13 protein-coding genes are annotated in these 18,713 nt (G+C 70.6%); 5 read left to right on the top strand and 8 right to left on the bottom strand.

Translation table 11 applies throughout. The features are described from left to right. Positions 1 to 163: 163 nt before the first annotated feature. The 5 genes from I8E28_RS09020 to I8E28_RS09000 all read right to left on the bottom strand — a co-directional run bounded on the left by I8E28_RS09020 (position 164) and on the right by I8E28_RS09000 (position 7,330). Positions 164 to 802, bottom strand: a complete 639-nt coding sequence (locus I8E28_RS09020; RefSeq protein ID WP_200787650.1) for a glycoside hydrolase family 19 protein — start codon at positions 800 to 802, stop codon at positions 164 to 166. A gap of 75 nt (positions 803 to 877) precedes the next feature. Further along, positions 878 to 2,422: a tetratricopeptide repeat protein gene (locus I8E28_RS09015; RefSeq protein ID WP_200787649.1), complete on the bottom strand. Its 1,545-nt coding sequence runs from the start codon at positions 2,420 to 2,422 to the stop codon at positions 878 to 880. Then, positions 2,422 to 3,381, bottom strand: coding sequence for an alpha-E domain-containing protein (locus tag I8E28_RS09010; RefSeq protein WP_200790347.1), 960 nt, complete (start codon positions 3,379 to 3,381; stop codon positions 2,422 to 2,424). Before I8E28_RS09010 ends, I8E28_RS09015 begins: the two co-directional genes overlap by 1 nt. A gap of 2 nt (positions 3,382 to 3,383) precedes the next feature. Continuing rightward, complete coding sequence (locus I8E28_RS09005) at positions 3,384 to 4,880, bottom strand: circularly permuted type 2 ATP-grasp protein (protein WP_200787648.1); 1,497 nt, start codon at positions 4,878 to 4,880, stop codon at positions 3,384 to 3,386. A 68-nt stretch (positions 4,881 to 4,948) separates the two neighbouring features. Further along, positions 4,949 to 7,330, bottom strand: coding sequence for a DNA internalization-related competence protein ComEC/Rec2 (locus I8E28_RS09000; RefSeq protein WP_200787647.1), 2,382 nt, complete (start codon positions 7,328 to 7,330; stop codon positions 4,949 to 4,951). A gap of 141 nt (positions 7,331 to 7,471) precedes the next feature. Between I8E28_RS09000 and I8E28_RS08995 the strand changes: the two genes are divergently transcribed. The 5 genes from I8E28_RS08995 (at position 7,472) to I8E28_RS08975 (ending at position 15,481) form a co-directional block, all read left to right on the top strand. Further along, on the top strand, positions 7,472 to 10,849 hold the full coding sequence (locus I8E28_RS08995; RefSeq protein WP_200787646.1) for a transglutaminase family protein: 3,378 nt from the start codon (positions 7,472 to 7,474) through the stop codon (positions 10,847 to 10,849). Positions 10,850 to 10,970: 121 nt separating this feature from the next. Continuing rightward, the gene (locus I8E28_RS08990) at positions 10,971 to 11,321 is read left to right on the top strand and encodes a DUF4148 domain-containing protein (protein WP_200787645.1); all 351 of its coding nucleotides are present in this window, start codon (positions 10,971 to 10,973) and stop codon (positions 11,319 to 11,321) included. 150 nt (positions 11,322 to 11,471) lie between these two features. Continuing rightward, complete coding sequence (locus I8E28_RS08985; RefSeq protein ID WP_200787644.1) at positions 11,472 to 14,108, top strand: circularly permuted type 2 ATP-grasp protein; 2,637 nt, start codon at positions 11,472 to 11,474, stop codon at positions 14,106 to 14,108. A gap of 3 nt (positions 14,109 to 14,111) precedes the next feature. Beyond that, complete coding sequence (locus tag I8E28_RS08980) at positions 14,112 to 14,999, top strand: transglutaminase family protein (RefSeq protein WP_200787643.1); 888 nt, start codon at positions 14,112 to 14,114, stop codon at positions 14,997 to 14,999. Positions 15,000 to 15,028: 29 nt separating this feature from the next. Further along, positions 15,029 to 15,481 (top strand): RidA family protein, encoded by a 453-nt coding sequence (locus I8E28_RS08975; RefSeq protein ID WP_200787642.1) that lies wholly within the window; start codon positions 15,029 to 15,031, stop codon positions 15,479 to 15,481. A 162-nt stretch (positions 15,482 to 15,643) separates the two neighbouring features. Here the strand turns inward: I8E28_RS08975 and I8E28_RS08970 are convergent, their stop codons facing one another. The 3 genes from I8E28_RS08970 to I8E28_RS08960 are packed head-to-tail and all read right to left on the bottom strand — an operon-like array spanning position 15,644 to position 18,693. Beyond that, a complete protein-coding gene (locus tag I8E28_RS08970) occupies positions 15,644 to 16,051 on the bottom strand; it encodes a PaaI family thioesterase (RefSeq protein ID WP_200787641.1) in 408 nt (135 codons plus the stop codon). Between the two features lie 30 nt (positions 16,052 to 16,081). Next, entirely contained in the window at positions 16,082 to 17,698 is a 1,617-nt protein-coding gene (locus I8E28_RS08965) for a GMC family oxidoreductase (RefSeq protein WP_200787640.1), read from the bottom strand. Next, on the bottom strand, positions 17,695 to 18,693 hold the full coding sequence (locus tag I8E28_RS08960) for an ABC transporter substrate-binding protein (protein WP_200787639.1): 999 nt from the start codon (positions 18,691 to 18,693) through the stop codon (positions 17,695 to 17,697). Before I8E28_RS08960 ends, I8E28_RS08965 begins: the two co-directional genes overlap by 4 nt. Positions 18,694 to 18,713: the final 20 nt, after the last annotated feature.

Raw genomic sequence — 18,713 nt, 5'->3', positions numbered from 1 at the left:
ACGCATCTGGCCCCTTATCGGCCCAACCCTTCGGGCCGTGACCGGAAACGCGCCATGCGTCGTTACGGCCTCCTTCTGTACATCAAGTACAGCGCGTCGGACCGCGCCTAGCCTGGCGCGTTTCTGGTCGCGGCGCGGGCCCATCTCTCTGCCGCGCAGGCTCCTAGGCGAGCGCCTGCTCCACCCGCTGGTACAGCGCGAACCGCTCCTTCAGCCCCACCGCGCCGCCGTTGATGCGGCGCGTGATCTCGGTGAAGTCCTCCAGGTCGTTGTCGGAGGTGCGATCGTCGGCCAGGGCGTTGAGACCGCGTGATGCCCAGAACCAGGCGGCGGCCATCGCGGCCGGCCCCGGCTCCAGCAGCAGGTCCGGGTGGGCCACGAAGTCGAGCCCCAACGCCGCACCCGCCTGCACGTAGTTGGACCGGCCCGTGAGCTGGATGATCCCGCGGCCGCGAAAGCGCCAGCCGTCGCCGCTGGCGATGTCGCCGTTGCCCAGCCGCTTCGCGTACACGACGTTGGCCAGGGCCTGCGGGTCGTTCACGTACGGCTGCGCGCTGTCGATGCTTGGGAAGCGCCTGGGCCACACCTTCAGCAGCCGCTCCGCACTGGTGTAGCGCAGGTTCTCCTGCAGCACGTTGAACTGCCCCGACTCGTGGCCGGTTTGCGCGAGGAAGGCGGCGATGCGTTCCGGCGAGCGGATGTCATACCGCTGCAGCGCGGGCTCCAACGCGTCGGCCCACATCCCCGGCAGCTTGCACCGCGGCAGCGTCTTCGCGATCAGGGCTTCGGTGATCAGCGGCATGGGCACCTCCGTGGCGCCCATCATCGGTCGTGCCGCAGGCGGCCGCCACCCCCCGAACTGCCGATGCGCGCCGCGTCAGGCCGGCAAGCGTTGCCGCAAGGCATCGCCGACGCGTGCGACCTGCGCGGCACGCGGCTCGCCATGCGCGCGCCGGAACAGCCGCATCGTCGGGTACCAGGGCGAGTCCTCGCGTTCCAGCAGCCAGCGGAAGTCCGGGTTGGGCGGCAGCATCACCCACACCGGCGTGCCGAGCGCGCCGGCCAGGTGCGCGATCGACGTGTCGACCGTGACCACCAGATCCAGCTGCTCCAGCATCGCGGCGCTGTCGGCGAAGTCACGCCACTGGCCGGTCAGGTCGACGACGTGGTCCGGCAAGGGCACGTCATTCAGCGCGCTCGCGTCGCCCTTCTGCAGGCTGTACCACTGCACGCCGGGCACCGTGAGCAGCGGCTGCAGCACGCTGAGCGGCATCGCGCGGTTGCGGTTGTTCACCTGCACGGGCGAGCCGCTCCAGGCGATGCCCACGCGCAGGCGTCCGTCGCGCTCGCCCAGCTTCTCGCGCCAGGCGGTGCGCCGCGCGAGCGGAGCGCGCAGGTAGGGCACGGCGGCGGGAACGGACTCCAGCGTCGTGCCCGCGCGCCCCGGCAGGTCCAGCAGCGCGACGTGCAGGTCGATCTCGACCGAGCGCTCGCGGGTGACGCAAGGCACCTCGAAGCTCGCTTCCAGCAGCGGCACCAGCTCGGGCGGGACCACCGCCGAGACCTGCGCGCCCAGCGCCTGCAGCCCCGGGATGTAGCGCGCGAATTGCAGCACGTCGCCCAGTCCCTGCTCCGCGTAGACGAGCAGCCGCTTGCCGCGCAGGGGCTGCGACGGGCCCGACCACTCACGGTGCGCCTGGTGGAACGCAGGCCGCTGCATGCGCGCATCGTTCCAGCGCTTCGCGTACCAGGACCAGCCTTCCTGGAGCTTGCCCGCCAGCAGCAGCGTGAACGCGAGGTCGACCTGGGCCAGCGCGAAGTCGGGCTGGATCGCCAGTGCGCGGCGCAACTGCACCTCGGCCTCGTCGAGCCGGTTCAGCTGCAGCAGCGCCATGCCGAGGATGCGCAACGCGTACGGATGCTGCGGCGCGAGACGCACAGCTTCCTGCGCGTGCGCCAGCGTGCCCTCGAAATCCTCGACGCGCCACAGCACGCCGGCGAGGTCCACGTGCGCCTCGAAGAACGACGGCTCGCGCGCGATCGCCGCGCGGTAGCTGGCGATGGCGGCGTCGACGTCGCCGAGCTGTTCGTGGCAGTACCCCAGGTGCAGCAAGGTGGCGCGGTCGCGGGCGGCGAACTCCTCGTGCAGGCGCCGGTACAGCGGCAGCGCCTGCGCGAACTGCTGTTGCCGGAGCAGGACCTCCGCGAGAGCCGCGAGCGGCTCGGCGCGTTGCGGCGCGATACGGCAGGCATCGCTCAGCCAGGCCGTCGCCAGCGGCAGGTCGCCGCCCTGCGCAAACGCATGCGCCAGGCCCATGCGGGCGGGGAGCGAGGCCGGGTCTTGCGCGAGCGCCTGCCGGAAGGCGGCTGCCGCGTCCTGCCAGCGGCCGGACTGCAGCAGCGCCTGGCCGCGCGCCGGCATCAGAGCGTCGCCGGGACCAGGAAGTCGCGGCTGATGCGGCCGCCGAGTTCGTTGACGCGGTCGAGGAACTGCGTCAGGAACGCGTGCAGGCCGGTGGCGAGGATCTCGTCGATGTTGCCGTACTGCAGCTCGGCGCGCATCTTGCCCGCGCGGCGCTGCGTCTCGGCCGACTGGTCGTTGGCGACCATCTGCAGGTTCGCCACGACTTCGTTGAGGCTCGCATGCAGCGACCGCGGCATGTCGGGGCGCAGGATCAGCAGTTCGGCGACGCGCTCGGGCTTGATGACATCGCGGTACACCTTGCGGTAGATCTCGAAGCCGGACACCGATCGCAGGATGGCGGACCAGTGGTAGAAGTCGTACTCCTGGTCCTGCTCGGTGGCGGCGCCGAAGAAGTCGCTGTGCACCGCGTGGAACTTCACGTCCAGCAACCGCGCCGTGTTGTCGGCGCGTTCGAGGAAGGTGCCCAGGCGCAGGAAGTGCAGCGCCTCGTCCATCAGCATCGTGCCCACGGTGACGCCGCGCGACAGGTGCGAGCGGTACTTCACCCACTCGAAGAACTGGCCCGGGTCGCGCTCGAAGGCGCCGCTGCGCAGCAGGCGGCCGATCTCCAGCCAGGTCTGGTTCTGCGTCTCCCAGGCTTCGGTGGTCAGCGAGCCTCGCACGGCGCGCGCGTTCTCGCGCGCGGCGCGGAGGCACGACACGATGGACGATGGATTGCTCTCGTCCTTGACCATGAACTCCATCACGCGGCCGGGCTCGACGTCGCCGTGCTTGGCGGTGTAGGCCGGGCCAAGCTCGCTGATCGACAGCAGCCCCTGCCAGCCCACCTGCGCGACGGCGGCGGACTGCGGCAGCAGCGACGTCTGGTAATTGACGTCGAGCATGCGGGCCGTGTTCTCGGCCCGCTCGGTGTAGCGGGCCATCCAGAACAGGTGGTCGGCGGTGCGCGAGAGCATCGTCATGCCTCCAGCACCCAGGTGTCCTTGGTGCCGCCACCCTGGGACGAATTGACGACCAGCGAGCCCTGCTTGAGCGCGACGCGCGTCAGGCCACCCGGCACCATCTGCACCTGCTTGCCCGACAGCACGAACGGCCGCAGGTCGATGTGGCGCGGCGCGATGCCGCTGTCGACGAAGGTCGGGCAGGACGACAGGCTCAAGGTCGGCTGCGCGATGTAGCCGCCCGGGTTGGCGTCCAGCGCCTTGCGGAAGTCCTCGATCTCCTGCTGCGTCGCCGCCGGGCCGACCAGCATGCCGTAGCCGCCGGCGCCGTGCACTTCCTTGACGACCAGGTCCTTCAGGTTCGCCTGCACGTACTTGTGGTCCTCGGGATTGCGGCACATGTAGGTGGGCACGTTCGACAGGATCGGCTTCTCGCCCAGGTAGAACTCGATCATCCTGGGAACGTACGGGTAGATCGACTTGTCGTCGGCCACGCCCGTGCCGATGGCATTGCAGATCGTCACGTTGCCCGCGCGGTACGCATCGACCAGGCCGGTGCAGCCCAGCGTCGAATCGCGGCGGAACACCTGCGGGTCCAGGAAGTCGTCGTCCACGCGGCGGTAGATGACATCGACGCGCTTGGGCCCGCGCGTGGTGCGCATGTAGACGAAGCGGTCCTTGACGAACAGGTCCTGCCCCTCGACCAGTTCGATGCCCATCTGCTGGGCGAGGAAGGCGTGCTCGAAGTACGCGCTGTTGTACATCCCGGGCGTCAGCACGACCACGGTCGGGTCGGGGGCGCCGGGCTGGGCCGATGCGCGCAGCGTTTCCAGCAGCAGGTCGGGATAGTGCGCGACGGGCGCGATGCGGTGCTGGCTGAACAGGTCGGGGAACAGCCGCATCATCATCTTGCGGTCCTCGAGCATGTAGCTCACGCCGCTGGGCACGCGCAGGTTGTCCTCCAGCACGTAGTACTCGCCCTCGCCGTTGGCGTTGGGCGCCCGCACGATGTCGACCCCGGCGATGTGCGAGTAGACGCGGTGCGGCGTGTACACGCCCATCATCTCGCGGCGGAACTGCGCGTTCTGCAGCACCTGCTCCTGCGGGATGACGCCGGCCTGCAGGATCTCCTGCTCGTGGTAGACGTCGTGCAGGAAGCGGTTCAGGGCCGTGACGCGCTGGACCAGGCCCTGCTCCAGCCGGGCCCACTCGTCGGCCGGGATGATGCGGGGAATCAGGTCGAAGGGAATGAGCCGCTCGGTGCCGGCACCGTCCTCGTCCTTGGCGCCGTAGACGGCGAAGGTGATGCCCACGCGGCGGAAGATCATCTCCGCCTCCTCGCGCCGGGCCCGCATGGTGTCCTGCGGCTGGCGCGCCAGCCAGTTGGCGTAGCGCTGGTAGTGGTCACGCACCCCCTGCACCTGCACCTGGGACATGCCACCCATGGTCTGGGACAGGAACTGCAGCGGCCCCGCATCGGGCAGCTGGCGCATCATCTCGTCGAATTTCTGCATGGGCGTTGGAAGTCCGCCCGCAGGATAGCAACAACCGGGCCGTTCTTGGGATCGCGCGCCTGCCGAAGCTAGGGCTCGCGAGCCTGCCAGTAGTGGCGCGCGGCATCGCGTTCGCAGCGCATCGCGTCGGGAGCGCCGGACCACCACCAGGCGGCGCCGCACGCGGGCGTGGCGACGATGCGCGAACCGCGTTCACGATAGCGGTCGAGGACGTCCGCCGCGGGGTGGCCGAAGCGATTGCGGTAGCCCGCCTGGACCAGGGCCCACCGGGGCTGCACCGCATCGAGGAAGCCCGCGGTCGACGACGTGCGGCTGCCATGGTGAGGGACCAGCAGCACCTGGGCGGACCTGAGCCCGCGGCCGAGCAGCGCCGCTTCCTGCGCGGCCTCGACGTCGCCGGCCAGCAACGCGGCCTGGCGGCCGTCGTCGATGCGCAGCACGCAACTGAGCGCGTTCGGCTTGCGCGCATGCATGTCTTCTTCGTCCGGGTGCAGCACGTCGAACGCGATGCCGTCCCACGCCCAGTGCTGCCCGGCCATGCAGGGCTGCACCGGCCGCAGCGCGGACAGCAGGTGCCCGGCTTCCAGCGACGCGAGCAGCCCCGCCTGGGGCTGCATGCGCAGCACGGCCGCGGCGCCACCCGTGTGGTCGGCATCGCGATGGCTGAGCACGAGCAGGTCGACGCGCTCGCCCAGCGCCCGCAGCAGTGGCACCAGCACGCGCTGGCCCGCGTCGCTGTCGGCGCCGTAGCGGGGACCGGCGTCGTACACGAGCGTGTGCGTCGCCGTGCGCACCACCACTGCATTCCCCTGCCCCACGTCGGCCGCGATCACCTCGAACGTGCCGGGCGGTGGCCGCGGCGCCTGCCAGAGCAGCGCGGGCAGCAGCAAGGGCACGCCGAGGGCGCGCCACGCGGGAGGCAGCCGCATCACCAGCAGCAACCCGCCCAGCACGCCGGCCGTGCCGGCCCACAACGGCGGCGTGGCCGCCGACCACACCGCCCACGACCAGGCGGCCAGGGCCTCCAGCACGCCGGTGAGGCCCTGCACCGCCAGCGACGCGAGGTCCCACGCGGGCGGGACGACCACCCCCGCCATGGCGAGCGGCGTGACGAGCAGCGTCACCCAGGGAATCGCCCCCAGGTTGGCCAGCAGGCCGACCAGCGACACCTGGCCGAACAGCAGCAGCGTGAGCGGCGCGAGTGCGATGGTGACGATGCCCTGCTCGCGCAGGAGGGCAAGCACGCGTCCCCGGGCGCCGCGAGGACCATCGGCCGCTTCCCTGCCCGTCGCGAACAGCACGCCGACCGCGACGAAGCTCAACCAGAACCCCGGCTGCAGCAGCGCCCACGGATCCCAGCTGACGACGACGGCACACGCGGCCAGCCAGCTCACCGGCCACGGCCAGTGCCGCCCCGGGAGCCGCAGCACCGCCATCGAGCCCAGCATCAGCAGCGTGCGCTGCGCGGGCACGCCCCAGCCGCTGAACAGCGCATACGCAGTGGCCAGCGCGACGCCACCGAGTGCGGCCGCGTGCGGTGCCGGCAGCCACAGGCACAACCGCCCGCTGCGCCGCCAGGCCGCACCGAGCACCGCCGCCGCGAGCCACGCGAACATCGTGACGTGCAGGCCGGAGATCGACAGCAGGTGCGCGACGCCGGTGGCGCGGAACACGTCCCAGTCAGTGCGCTCGATGGCGTTCTGGTCGCCCACCACCAGCGCGGCGAGCACGCCGGCGGCCTGCGGATCGTCGACACGCGTGAGGATGGCGGCGCGCACCCGGTGCCGCGCGCGCTCGACCGGATGCTTCCACGTGGTGCCGAGCCGGCGCGGTGGCGCATCGCCCTTGCCCGCGCGCACCACGCCGGTGGCCTGCAGCCCTTGCTCCCACAGCCACAGCTCGTAGTCGAAGCCATGCGGATTGCGCGTGCCCCGCGGCGCCCGCAGGCGCGCGGTGAAGCGCCAGCGCTCGCCCGCCAGCAGCGTGGGCGGGCTGCGCTGGTCGTCGAACGCGCCAGCCTGCGCGGCCCACGCACCGCTGTACCAGGCCAGCGAGACCAGCTCCGGCACCGCGACGGCGTGGCCCTGCCCGTCCCGCGCCTCCTCGACGTCGAAGCGGAACCGCTGGCCCAGGTCGTTGCGCTGCGGCAGCCCGGCGACCGTGCCGACCAGGACGACGTCCTCGCCTTCCAGCGATGAAGGCAAGAGGCCGCCGGCATAGGCGCTGGCGCGCAGGCCACAGGCGGCGAACGTGGCACCAGCGGCGAAGGCGATGAGCCACCACGGCGAGCGCGCCGACCGCAGCAGCGCGAGGAGGCCGAGGACGCAGGCGGCCAGCAGCACGCCGTCGGCTGCAATCGGCCGCAGCGACGCCAGCTGCACATGCACGACCGGTCCGGCGACGGCGCCGAGCAGGAGCGGGACGAACGCATGGCCACCGCGCAGGGACATGCGCAATCCAACGCACCGGCTCGCGCGGCGTCGACCTCGCATCGCAGGAGGTGCGCATCGCCCCATCGCAAGCCCATCCGCACCGCGCCGGTGCGATCGCAGTGCCCCGCCGCAGGCACGATCCCCGCTACAGTCGCGCGCATGTCGATCCACGCGGCGCTGAACCACGTCACCCATTACAAGTACGACCGCCCCGTCCGGCTGGGCCCGCAGGTGGTGCGCCTGCGCCCGGCGCCGCATTGCCGCAGCAAGGTGCTGTCGTATTCGCTGCGCGTCGAGCCCGCCAACCACTTCATCAACTGGCAGCAGGACCCGTTCGCCAACTACCAGGCCCGCCTGGTGTTCCCCGAGCCGACGACCGAGTTGAAGGTCACCGTCGACCTCGTGGTGGAGATGGCGGTCTACAACCCGTTCGACTTCTTCCTCGAGCCGATCGCCGAGCAGTTCCCGTTCGCGTACGACGCCGCGCTGCGGCAGGAACTGGCGCCCTATCTCGCCGCCGACGAAGCCACGCCGCTGGTGCGCGAGTACCTCGCCCGCATCGACCGGCAGCCGCGCCCGACCATCGAATTCCTCGTCGCGCTGAACCAGCGGCTGCAGAACGACATCCGCTACCTGATCCGCATGGAGCCCGGCGTGCAGTCGCCGGAAGAAACGCTGCGTGCGGGCAGCGGCTCGTGCCGCGATTCGGGCTGGCTGCTGGTGCAGTTGCTGCGCCACCTCGGCCTGGCGGCGCGCTTCGCCTCCGGGTACCTGGTCCAGCTCGTGCCCGACGTGAAGTCGCTCGACGGCCCCAGCGGCACCGAGGTCGACTTCACCGACCTGCATGCCTGGTGCGAGGTCTACCTGCCCGGCGCCGGCTGGATCGGCCTGGACCCGACGTCGGGCCTGCTGGCCGGCGAAGGTCACATCCCGCTAGCGTGCACGCCGCAGCCGTCCAGCGCCGCGCCGATCGAAGGCCTGATCGACAAGGCCGAGGTGGAATTCGGCCACCACATGCAGGTCACGCGCGTGTACGAGTCGCCGCGCGTCACGCGGCCCTACACCGACGAGCAATGGGCGCAGGTGCTCGCGCTGGGCGATGCCGTCGACCGCGACCTGCTGGCCGGCGACGTGCGCCTGACCATGGGCGGCGAACCGACCTTCGTCGCGACGACGGACCGCGACGCGCCCGAATGGAACACCGAAGCGCTCGGCCCCACCAAGCGCGGCTACGCGACGGAACTGGTGGGCAAGCTGCGCGACCACTACGGCCAGGGCGGCTTCCTGCATTTCGGCCAAGGCAAGTGGTACCCCGGGGAGCAGCTGCCGCGCTGGGCGCTGTCGATCTACTGGCGCGCCGACGGCCAGCCTTGCTGGCGCAACGCTGCGCTGTTCGCCGACGAGCGTGAGCCGCGCGCATGCACGAGCGAGGACGCACAGCGCTTCATCACGCGGCTGGCGCAGCACTTGCACCTGCCCGAGCGCTTCATCCAGCCCGGCTACGAGGACGTCTTCCATTACCTGTGGCGCGAGCGGCGGCTGCCGTCCAACGTCGACCCGTTCGACTCGCGGCTGGACGACGAGCTCGAACGCGCTCGCCTGCGCCGCGTGTTCGAGCAGAAGCTCGATGCGGTGGTCGGCTACATGCTCCCGATCCAGGCCGGCGAACGCGGCAACGCCAGGCCCGGTGGCGCGGCGTGGTCCACCGGTCCCTGGTTCCTGCGCGACCAGCGCCTGTACCTCGTGCCTGGGGATTCACCCATGGGCTACCGGCTGCCGCTCGATTCGCTGCCCTACGTGCGCAAGTCGGAGTACCCCCACCTCGTCGAGCAGGATCCGTTTGCGCCGCGCCCGGCCTTGGCGGCGCCCGTCGATGTGCGCGCGCAGCCGCCGCTCGCGGAGAGCAATGCCACCGCCGATGCGGCTCGTGCCCCGGGGCGCCATGAATCCGCGCCCTGGATCGCGCGCACCGCGCTCTGCGTGGAGGCCCGCGACCCGCGCCGCGCCAACGGGCCGAAGGCGGAGCACGTCGGCGAGAAGAGCGGCGTGCTGTACGTGTTCATGCCGCCGCTGGCGGACGTCGCCGATTACCTCGACCTGCTCGCCGCCGTCGAAGCGACGGCCGAGGATCTCGGCGTGCAGATCGTGCTGGAAGGCTACCCGCCACCGCACGACCCGCGCCTGAAGCTGCTGCAGGTCACGCCGGACCCGGGCGTCATCGAGGTCAACATCCATCCCGCGAACGATTGGCACGAGCTGGTCGAGCACACCGAGTTCCTGTACCAGGCCGCTTTCGAGACGCGCCTGTCGGCCGAGAAGTTCATGACCGACGGCCGGCACACAGGCACCGGGGGCGGCAACCACTTCGTGCTGGGCGGCGCGACGCCGGCGGACTCGCCCTTCCTGCGCCGGCCCGAGCTGCTGGCCAGCCTGCTGCTGTACTGGCAGAACCACCCGTCGCTGTCGTACCTGTTCTCGGGCCTGTTCATCGGCCCGACCTCGCAGGCGCCGCGCGTGGACGAAGCGCGCAACGACCAGCTGTACGAGCTCGAGATCGCGGTGCGCGAGATCGAGCGCAGCCGCCAGATCCACGGCGAGAACATGCCGGCGTGGATGGTCGACCGCACGCTGCGCAACATCCTGGTGGACGTCACCGGCAACACGCACCGCAGCGAGTTCTGCATCGACAAGCTCTACTCGCCCGATTCCGCGACCGGCCGCCTGGGCCTGCTGGAACTGCGCGCGTTCGAGATGCCGCCGCATGCGCGCATGTCCATCGTCCAGCAACTGCTGCTGCGGGCGCTGGTCGCGCGGTTCTGGAACGAGCCGTACCGCGCGCCCGCCACCCGCTGGGGCACGCAGCTGCACGACAAGTGGATGCTGCCCACCTTCGTGCAGATGGACTTGCAGGACGTCATGCGCGAGATGCGCGATGCGGGCTACGCGTTCGATGCCGCCTGGTTCGCGCCGCACTTCGAGTTCCGCTTCCCCCTGGTGGGCCAGGTGCAGGCCGCGGGCGTGGAACTGACGCTGCGCAACGCGCTCGAGCCCTGGCACGTGATGGGCGAGGAAGGCGCGATCGGCGGCACGGTGCGCTACGTCGATTCGTCGCTGGAACGCCTCGAGATCAAGGTGACCGGCCTCAACGAGAGCCGCCACGTCGTGACGGTGAACGGCCAGGCGGTGCCGCTGCAGCCCACCGGCGTGGCGGGCGAGTACGTCGCCGGCGTGCGCTACCGCGCGTGGGCGCCCCCCGCGGCCTTGCACCCGACCATCGGCGTGCACGCGCCGCTGACGTTCGACCTGGTGGACACGTGGATGCAGCGGTCGCTCGGTGGCTGCCAGTACCACGTCGCGCACCCGGGCGGGCGCAACTACGAGACCTTCCCGATCAATGCCTACGAGGCCGAGAGCCGCCGGCTGGCGCGCTTCTTCCGCATGGGGCACACGCCGGGGAAGCTTCAGGTGCCGCCGGCCACCATCGGCGTGCCCGGCAGCCGCGAATTCCCCTTCACGCTCGACCTGCGCACGCGCTAATCCAGGGCTAAGACTTCGCTAAGTGCCGCCTCACGGTGGCTTCCTACAGTGACGTCACGGGTTCGATACGACCCGCGACTGAAAGACCGAAGACTCATTCGTCACTGAAAAGGAAACCATCATGAACGTCCGCACCGTCATCGCCCTCGCCGCTTTCGCCGTCGCCGGCACCGCCTTCGCGCAGTCCAGCCAGGAAATCGGCCAACCCGACGCCTTCACCCCGACCAAGACCCGCGCGCAAGTGCAGGCCGAACTGGCCCAGTTCAAGAAGGACTACCCGGTCAGCCCCTGGTCCTTCCGCTACGACCAGCTCGCCGGCTTCCAGAGCACCGTCAGCCGTGACGAAGTCCGCGCCGACTACATCGCCAACCGCGAGGAAGTCGCTGCCCGCAACTCCGAGGACAGCGGCGCTTCGTACCTGGCCGCCCACGCCCGCCAGGCTCGCGTGAACCCGACGGCCAGCGCCGAGTAAGCCACCACCCGCCGCCTCGCGCGGCGTCTCCGGTGTGCAACACGCGCCCCGCGTGACTTCGGTCCCGCGGGGCGTGTGCGCACGACCTCCGTCATTCCCGCGGAGGCGGGAAGCCATCGCTTCCGCCTTCAGAGAGACTCCATGGAAGCGATGGGTCCCCGCCTCCGCGGGGACGACGAACGAAGGCAGTGGGACAATGCCGCTGCCGTGGACAAGCCCATCGACTCGCTGTTCGGCGACGACGCCCAGGACGATCCGGCCGCGCTCGCCGCGGCCATCGCGCCGCCAGCCGCCGGCGGCCACTTCGACGAACTGCGCGGCAGCCTTTCGCGCCCCGGCGCCACGCCCGACCCGCTGGCACCGCACTGGTCCGCTTTCTTCGGCCACCTCGGCCCGGAAGCATTCAGCGGGCTCGACGCGCGCCAGCAGCTCCTCGCGCGCCAGGTGCGCGACAACGGCATCACCTACAACGTCTACGCCGACGCGGACGGTCCGCAGCGGCCGTGGTCGCTGGACCTCTTCCCCCTGATCGTCACGCCCGACAGCTGGCAGCGCATCGAAGCAGGGGTGCTGCAGCGCGTGCGCCTGCTCGACCGCGTGCTCGCCGACGTGTACGGCCCCCAGGACCTGCTCGCGCGCAACCTGCTGCCGCCTGCCCTCGTGCATGGGCACCCGGGCTACATCCGCTCGCTGCATGGCGTGCAGCCGGCCGGGGGGATGTTCCTGCACATCGCGGCCTTCGATCTTGCGCGCGATCCGGACGGCCGGTGGTGGGTCGCCTCGCAGCGCACGCAAGCCCCCTCGGGCCTGGGCTACCTGCTGGAGAACCGGCTGATCGTTTCGCGCTCGTTCCCCGCGGCGTTCGCGGGCTTGCGCGTGCAGCGGCTCGCGGCGACCTACCGGGCGCTGGTGGAAGGCCTGCGCTCGATGTGCCCGGCGCCGCAAGGCGACGCGCGGCTGGTGCTCCTCACGCCCGGCCCCTACAACGAGACCTACTTCGAGCACGCGTACCTGGCGCGCTACCTGGGCCTGCCGCTGGTCGAAGGCAGCGACCTCACGGTGCGCGACGAGCGCCTGTACCTCAAGACCCTGCGCGGGCTGGAGCCGGTGCACGGCATCCTCAAGCGGCTGGACGACGAGTTCCTCGACCCGCTGGAACTGCGGTCCGACTCGCGCCTGGGCGTTCCCGGGCTGCTGCAGGCCGTGCGCGCCGGCAACGTGCTGGTGGCCAACGCGCCGGGCACGGGATTGCTCGAGTCGAGCGCGTTGCTCGGCTTCCTGCCCGGGCTGTGCAAGCACCTGCTGGGTGAAGAGCTCTCGCTGCCCTCCATCGCGACCTGGTGGTGCGGCGAGCGCGCGGCGATGGAGGCCGCGTTGCCGCAACTCGCGGCGGGTGTGCTCAAGCCCACTTACGGCGCGCCCGGCGCCGCTGCGGTGCTGGGCCGCTATCTCTCCCGGCGTGAGCTCGACGAGTGGGCCGGCAAGATCGCGCGCGACCCTGGCGAGCACACGTTGCAGGCCTACCAGCCGCTCGCGCAGATGCCGACCTGGAAAGGCAGCCGGCTCACGCCGCGCTCATTCATGCTGCGCGTGTTCGCGATTTCGGATGGCGCGGGGTCGTGGCGCGTGTTGCCCGGCGGCCTGACGCGCATCGCCGGCGAGACGGCCGAGATCGCCACCATGCAGCGCGGCGGCAGCAGCGCCGACACCTGGGTGCTCACCGAAGGCGAGGTCGACGCCACGACGCTGCTGCACCACGAGCACCCGTCCGCCGCCGGCGCGCACCGCGACCGCATGGTGACCAGCCGCTCGGCCGAGAACCTGTTCTGGCTGGGCCGCTACACGGAGCGCACCGAGAACACGGCGCGCCTCGCGCGGCTCGTGCTGCAGTCCCTCGGCGGCGAGGACGTGTCGTCGCAGCCGCTGCTGGCGTGGCTCGGGCGGCTCGCGACGGAGCAAGGACTCGTGCTGCCCAACGTGCCGCCTCCGTCGGCATCGCGGCGCGTGTTCGAGCGCTCGCTCGTCGCTGCGCTCGCGGACACGCAGCGCGCGACCAGCGTCGGCTACAACCTCGGCGCGCTGCGCGGTGCGGCATCGTCGGTGCGCGACCGGTTGTCGCAGGAGCAGTGGAACCTGATGGTCCGCGCCGACCAGGACTTCACGCGCGGCTGCGCCAAGGCGGCCGCCGGCGGCGACTACCCGTCGGGCGAAGCATTGCGGTTGCTCGAAGCCGTGCTCGGCCACACCGCCGCGATGACGGGCGCGCAGACCGACCGCATGACGCGCGACGACGGCTGGCGGCTGCTGTCCACCGGCCGGCACCTGGAACGGCTCGGCTTCCTCGCAGGCGCGTTGGCCGCCAGCCTGGAGACGGGCGCCGTGCACGAGGCCAGCGGCTCCGAAGCGGTCGTCGCGCTGTTCGACAGCACGATCACCTTCCATGCCCGCTACCAGCAGCGGCACGACCTGCCTGCGTTGCTGGACCTGCTGGTGCTGGACCAGGACAACCCGCGGTCACTGGCCTGGGTGACCAAGACGCTGCGCGGCCGCCTCGCCCGCCTCGAAGGCATCGCGCCCGCAGAGCCTGCCCCCGCGAAGGCGGGGGTGCCAGGCATCGCGCTGACGGTGCCGGACCCGGAGGCCTGGACGCTGGAGGCGCTCTGCGACGAAACGCAGCTGCTCGCGACGCTGCAGCAGTGCGCCGACGCCGCGTGGCAGCTGTCCGATGCGCTCGGCGCCCGCTACTTCACGCATTCGGCCGAACCGCGCCGCTCCGTGGGGGCCTGAGGCATGCGGCTGCACGTGCTGCACGAGACGCGTTATGCGTATGCGCCTGCGGTGCGCACCGCGCTGCACATGGCGCATCTGCGTCCGGCCGACCGCGACGGCCAGCGGCTGCTGCGCCACTCGCTCCGCATCGATCCCGAGCCCGACCAGCGCAGCACCGCGGTCGACGTGTCCGGCAACGTGCGCGAGTTCTTCGGGCTGCAGTCGGCGCATGAAGAACTACGCGTGGTCGCCGACAGCATCGTCGAGACGAGTACGCGCGAGCAGCCCACAAGCAGCCTGCCATGGGAAGCCTCGCGCGAGCGGCTGCGCTACCACCGCGACGCCGCGCACGATCCCGCCAGCGAGTTCCTGTTCGCTTCGCCCTACGTGCCGCGCGACGCCGCGTTCATCGACTACGCGCGAGCCAGCTTCACGCCGGGGCGCCCGCTGCTCGAAGCCGCGCACGGCCTGATGCACCGCATCCACACCGAGTTCGCGTACGTGGGCGCGGCGACGGATGCGAGCACGCCGGCGCTCCACGCGCTGGCCCTGCGCAAGGGTGTCTGCCAGGACTTCGCGCACGTGCTGCTCGGCTGCCTGCGCAGCGTGGGCATCCCGGCGCGCTACGTCAGCGGGTACCTGCTCACCGAACCGCCGCCCGGCCAGTCACGGCTGCTCGGCAGCGACGCGTCGCATGCATGGGTGTCGATGTACGTGCCCGCTGCGCAGGGCCGCGGCGCATGGGTCGACCTCGACCCCACCAACGACCGCGTGCCGGGCGAGGACTACGTCACCGTCGCCACCGGCCGCGACTATTCCGACGTGTCGCCGATCCGCGGCGTGATCCACGGCGGCGCACACCACACGCTGCAGGTCGCCGTCACCGTCGCGCCGGTCGAGGGCTCCTAGAATCGCCGCTCCAACGACAAGGAGCCGTGATGAGCATCAACGACAAACTCAAGGAACTCGGCATCACCCTGCCCCCGGTCGCGACGCCCGCCGCCGCGTACGTGCCGTTCGTGCGTACCGGCAACCTCGTCTTCCTGTCCGGCCACATCGCCAAGCGCGACGGCAAGCCGTGGGTCGGGCAACTGGGCAAGTCCATCTCCACCGAGGAAGGCAAGCAGGCCGCCCGCGCCATCGCCATCGACCTGCTGGGTACCCTGCAGGCTGCCGTCGGCGACCTCGACAAGGTCAAGCGCATCGTCAAGCTGATGTCCCTGGTGAACTCCACCCCCGACTTCACCGAGCAGCACCTGGTGACCAACGGCGCCAGCGAGCTGTTCGGCCAGGTCTTCGGCGACAAGGGCGCCCACGCCCGCAGCGCCTTCGGCGTCGCGCAGATCCCGATGGGCGCGTGCGTCGAGATCGAGCTGATCGCGGAGGTTTGATCGGCTGCGGTCATTGCGACGAAGGCGCCGCTGACTTGTCATTCCGGCGGACGCTCTGATTTGCCATTCCGGCGAAAGCACTGATTTGTCATTCCGGCGAAAGCCGGAATGACAACTTGAGACGGAAGCGATGGGTCCCCGCCTCCGCGGGGCGGCCGAGGGTCAGCGCTTCGGCGGAATCGCGTAAGTGCCCACCGCGTGCGCCACCATCTCCGGCTGCCCTTCGGAGTACAGCGACACCTCACCGACCGCCAGCGTACGTCCCAGCTTGAGCAACTTGCACACACCGACGATGCGTCGATCGGCCGACGGCTTGCGCATGAAGTTGAACGAGAGGCTGGTGGTGACGGTGAGCGGGACGATGCCGATCTCGCCGAGGATGGCGACGTAGAGGGCGACGTCGGCGGTGGCCATCATCACGGGGCCGGAGACGGTGCCGCCGGGGCGCAACTCGTCGACGCCGACCTCGTGCGCCACGGTGGCGTGCATGCCGCCGACCTCGAGGATCTTGACCCGGGTCTGCGGGAATTCGCGGGCGATGAAATCCGCAATCTCTTGTTGGCTGGCCATGCCCCGAGTGTGCCTCAGCGGCGCGGCCGCTCACCGGCCGAGCAGCAGCGCGGCGCCCTTCTCCGCGATCATGATCGTGGCGGCGTTGGTGTTGGTCGACACCATCGTCGGCATCACCGAGGCGTCGATCACGCGCAAGCCCTCGACGCCCCGCACGCGCAACTGCGGATCGACCACCGAGCGATCGTCGCCACCCATGCGGCAAGTTCCGCTGGCATGGAACACCGTGCCGCCTTTCTGGCGCGCGAAGCTTTCCAGATCGACATCGGACTGCACGGCGTTGCCCGGCATGTACTCCTCGTCGGTGACGAGCTCGCGGAACGTGGGCTGGCGGTAGATGTCGCGCAGCATGCGCAGGCCGCTGACCAGCACCTTGGCGTCGTGCGGGTGCGTCAGGTAGTTCGAGACGATGCGCGGTGGTGCGAGCGGGTCGGTGGACCGGATCTGCACCGTGCCGCGCGACAGCGGCCGGCATTGCGTCGCCGATGCGGAAAAGCCCGAGAACGCATGCAGCGGGTCGCCGGGCTTGTCGACCGACAGCGGCATCACGTTGAACAGCACGTCCGGCCGCCCGCCTTCCGCGTGTTCGCTGCAGACCATGCCGCCGACCTGGCCGGCGCCGACGGTCAGCGGGCCGCGTTGGCGCAGCACCCACTGCGCGCCCATCGCGGCGAGCGACAGCGGATTGCGCACCTGGTCGTTGAGCGACATGCGCTTGCGCAGCTTGACGATGACGCGCGCCTGGTAGTGGTCCTGCAGGTTCTCGCCGACTTCCGGCGCGTCGACGTGCACTGGCAAGCCCTGTTGGCGCAGCAGCGCGGCGGGACCGATGCCCGAGAGCTGCAGCACTTGCGGCGACTGCAGCGCGCCCGCCGCGAGCAGCACTTCGCCGTCGACGTGCGCGCTGCGCCGCTGGCCGTCCTGCAGCCACTCGACGCCGGTGGCGCGGCCATGCTCGATGACGATGCGCGTGACGTGCGCGCCGGTCGCCACCGTGAGGTTGGGCCTGCGCCGCACGGGCGCGAGGAATGCAGTCGCCGCATCACAGCGCCAGTGGCCGCGCAGCGTCAGCTGGTACGCGCCGAGCCCCTCGGTGCGCGCGCCATTGAAGTCCGGATTGCGACCGTGCCCCGCCTCCATGCCGGCCTGGATCCAAGCCTCGCAATACGGATGGTCGTTGCGCAGGTCGGAGACGCACAGCTCGCCGTCCCCGCCGTGGAACTCGCTGGCACCGCCGGCATAGCGCTCGGACTTGCGAAACAGCGGCAGCACTTCGCGGTAGCTCCAGCCCTGCGCGCCGTGCACCTGCGCCCAATCGTCGAAGTCGGCGTGCTGGCCGCGGATGTAGAGCAGGCCGTTGATCGCGCTGGAGCCGCCCAGTACCTTGCCGCGCGGCCACACGATCGCGCGGTTGCCGGTGGCTTCCTGCGGCTCGAGCGGGAATTGCCAGGAGAAGCGCGGGTCGTAGATGCTGCGGAAGTAGCCGATCGGCATGCGCAGCCAGAAATGGCCGCCCTCGCCGCCCGCCTCCAGCAGCAGGACCCGGCAAGCCGGGTCGGCCGTGAGGCGGTTGGCGAGGACGCAGCCGGCGGAGCCGGCGCCGATGATGACGTAGTCGTAGCCGGCGCTGCCGGCCGCATCGGTCATGCCTTGACGACTTCCATGAAGGGCTTGGCGTCGAAGTACTGGCTGGCGGGCACCGCGTTCTGGATGCCGCCGGTGGACACGAAGAAGTCGGTCACCTGCTGCAGCCACTTGGTGACCGTGCCGTCCTGGTAGCGCGTGCGCCATTCGGCGTTGGTGAAGTACTTCGAGGCCTTGAACTGCTCCTTGAAGTCGGCCAGCGGCACGTCCTGGTACTGCGCCTTCTGCAGCATCTCGGCGGCCTCGTCGGGCTTGCTCGTGATCAGGGCATTGGCTTCCGCCCAGCCCGCGATGATCTTCTTGATCGTGTCCTGGTTCTTGTCGTAGTAGTCGTTGCGCGCGGCCCAGCCGCCCATGATGGCGGCCTGCGGGAAGAAGGCCGAGGCGTCGACCAGCTTGGTGGCGTTGGGCACCTGCTTCTTCACGACGGAATCGAACGGCACCCACAGCGCGACGGCGGGCACGGCGCCGGACACGAAGGAGCTCACCGCCTCGGTCATGCGCTGGTTGACGACCTTCACGTCCTTCGGGTCGACGTTGTTGGAGCGCAGCGCGCGGTCCAGGAACACGTGCGCCGTGGTGCCGGTGGTGGTCGACACCTGCTTGCCCTTGAGGTCGGCCAGCGTCTTGATGCCGGAGTCGGGACGCACCCACAGCTGCGCGGTGGCGTACTCGATGTTGTTCATCAGGAAGGCCTTGCCCTGCCCGCGCGCCGGGAAGTTGGACAGCACGGCGCCGGTGGCCAGCATGTCGAGGCTGCCGCCGATCATGGCCTGGAACAGCTCGAGGCCGGTGGTGAACTTCACCAGCTCGAGGTCGACGCCGTGCTTGGCGAACGCGCCGGTCTGCTGGCCGATGAAGATGTGGCCGTCCACCGCGGGGGTGTGGAGATAACCCACCTTCACCTTGGTGCGCGCCTGCGCGAACGAGGACAGCGCGCCCGCGCCGAGGGTGGCGGCGGCGGCCGCCTGGATCAATTGCCTGCGATGAAGGGCCATGGGAGTCTCCTGGGTGGGAA

It is taken from the genome of Ramlibacter algicola (genome assembly GCF_016641735.1).
Lineage (GTDB): Bacteria > Pseudomonadota > Gammaproteobacteria > Burkholderiales > Burkholderiaceae_C > Ramlibacter > Ramlibacter algicola.
Note: the sequence above shows the minus strand (reverse complement) of the source record. Positions and strands in the feature narration are given on the sequence as shown.

Bases quoted from the DNA above. Each gene is read 5' to 3' on its own strand.
- I8E28_RS08980 (WP_200787643.1), top strand. From the start codon at position 14,112: ATGCGGCTGCACGTGCTGCACGAGACGCGTTATGCGTATGCGCCTGCG.
- I8E28_RS08990 (WP_200787645.1), top strand. From the start codon at position 10,971: ATGAACGTCCGCACCGTCATCGCCCTCGCCGCTTTCGCCGTCGCCGGC.
- I8E28_RS08960 (WP_200787639.1), bottom strand. From the start codon at position 18,693: ATGGCCCTTCATCGCAGGCAATTGATCCAGGCGGCCGCCGCCGCCACC.
- I8E28_RS08965 (WP_200787640.1), bottom strand. From the start codon at position 17,698: ATGACCGATGCGGCCGGCAGCGCCGGCTACGACTACGTCATCATCGGC.
- I8E28_RS08970 (WP_200787641.1), bottom strand. From the start codon at position 16,051: ATGGCCAGCCAACAAGAGATTGCGGATTTCATCGCCCGCGAATTCCCG.
- I8E28_RS09020 (WP_200787650.1), bottom strand. From the start codon at position 802: ATGCCGCTGATCACCGAAGCCCTGATCGCGAAGACGCTGCCGCGGTGC.
- I8E28_RS09010 (WP_200790347.1), bottom strand. From the start codon at position 3,381: ATGCTCTCGCGCACCGCCGACCACCTGTTCTGGATGGCCCGCTACACC.
- I8E28_RS09015 (WP_200787649.1), bottom strand. From the start codon at position 2,422: ATGCCGGCGCGCGGCCAGGCGCTGCTGCAGTCCGGCCGCTGGCAGGAC.
- I8E28_RS09005 (WP_200787648.1), bottom strand. From the start codon at position 4,880: ATGCAGAAATTCGACGAGATGATGCGCCAGCTGCCCGATGCGGGGCCG.
- I8E28_RS08995 (WP_200787646.1), top strand. From the start codon at position 7,472: ATGTCGATCCACGCGGCGCTGAACCACGTCACCCATTACAAGTACGAC.
- I8E28_RS08985 (WP_200787644.1), top strand. From the start codon at position 11,472: ATGGGTCCCCGCCTCCGCGGGGACGACGAACGAAGGCAGTGGGACAAT.
- I8E28_RS08975 (WP_200787642.1), top strand. From the start codon at position 15,029: ATGAGCATCAACGACAAACTCAAGGAACTCGGCATCACCCTGCCCCCG.
- I8E28_RS09000 (WP_200787647.1), bottom strand. From the start codon at position 7,330: ATGTCCCTGCGCGGTGGCCATGCGTTCGTCCCGCTCCTGCTCGGCGCC.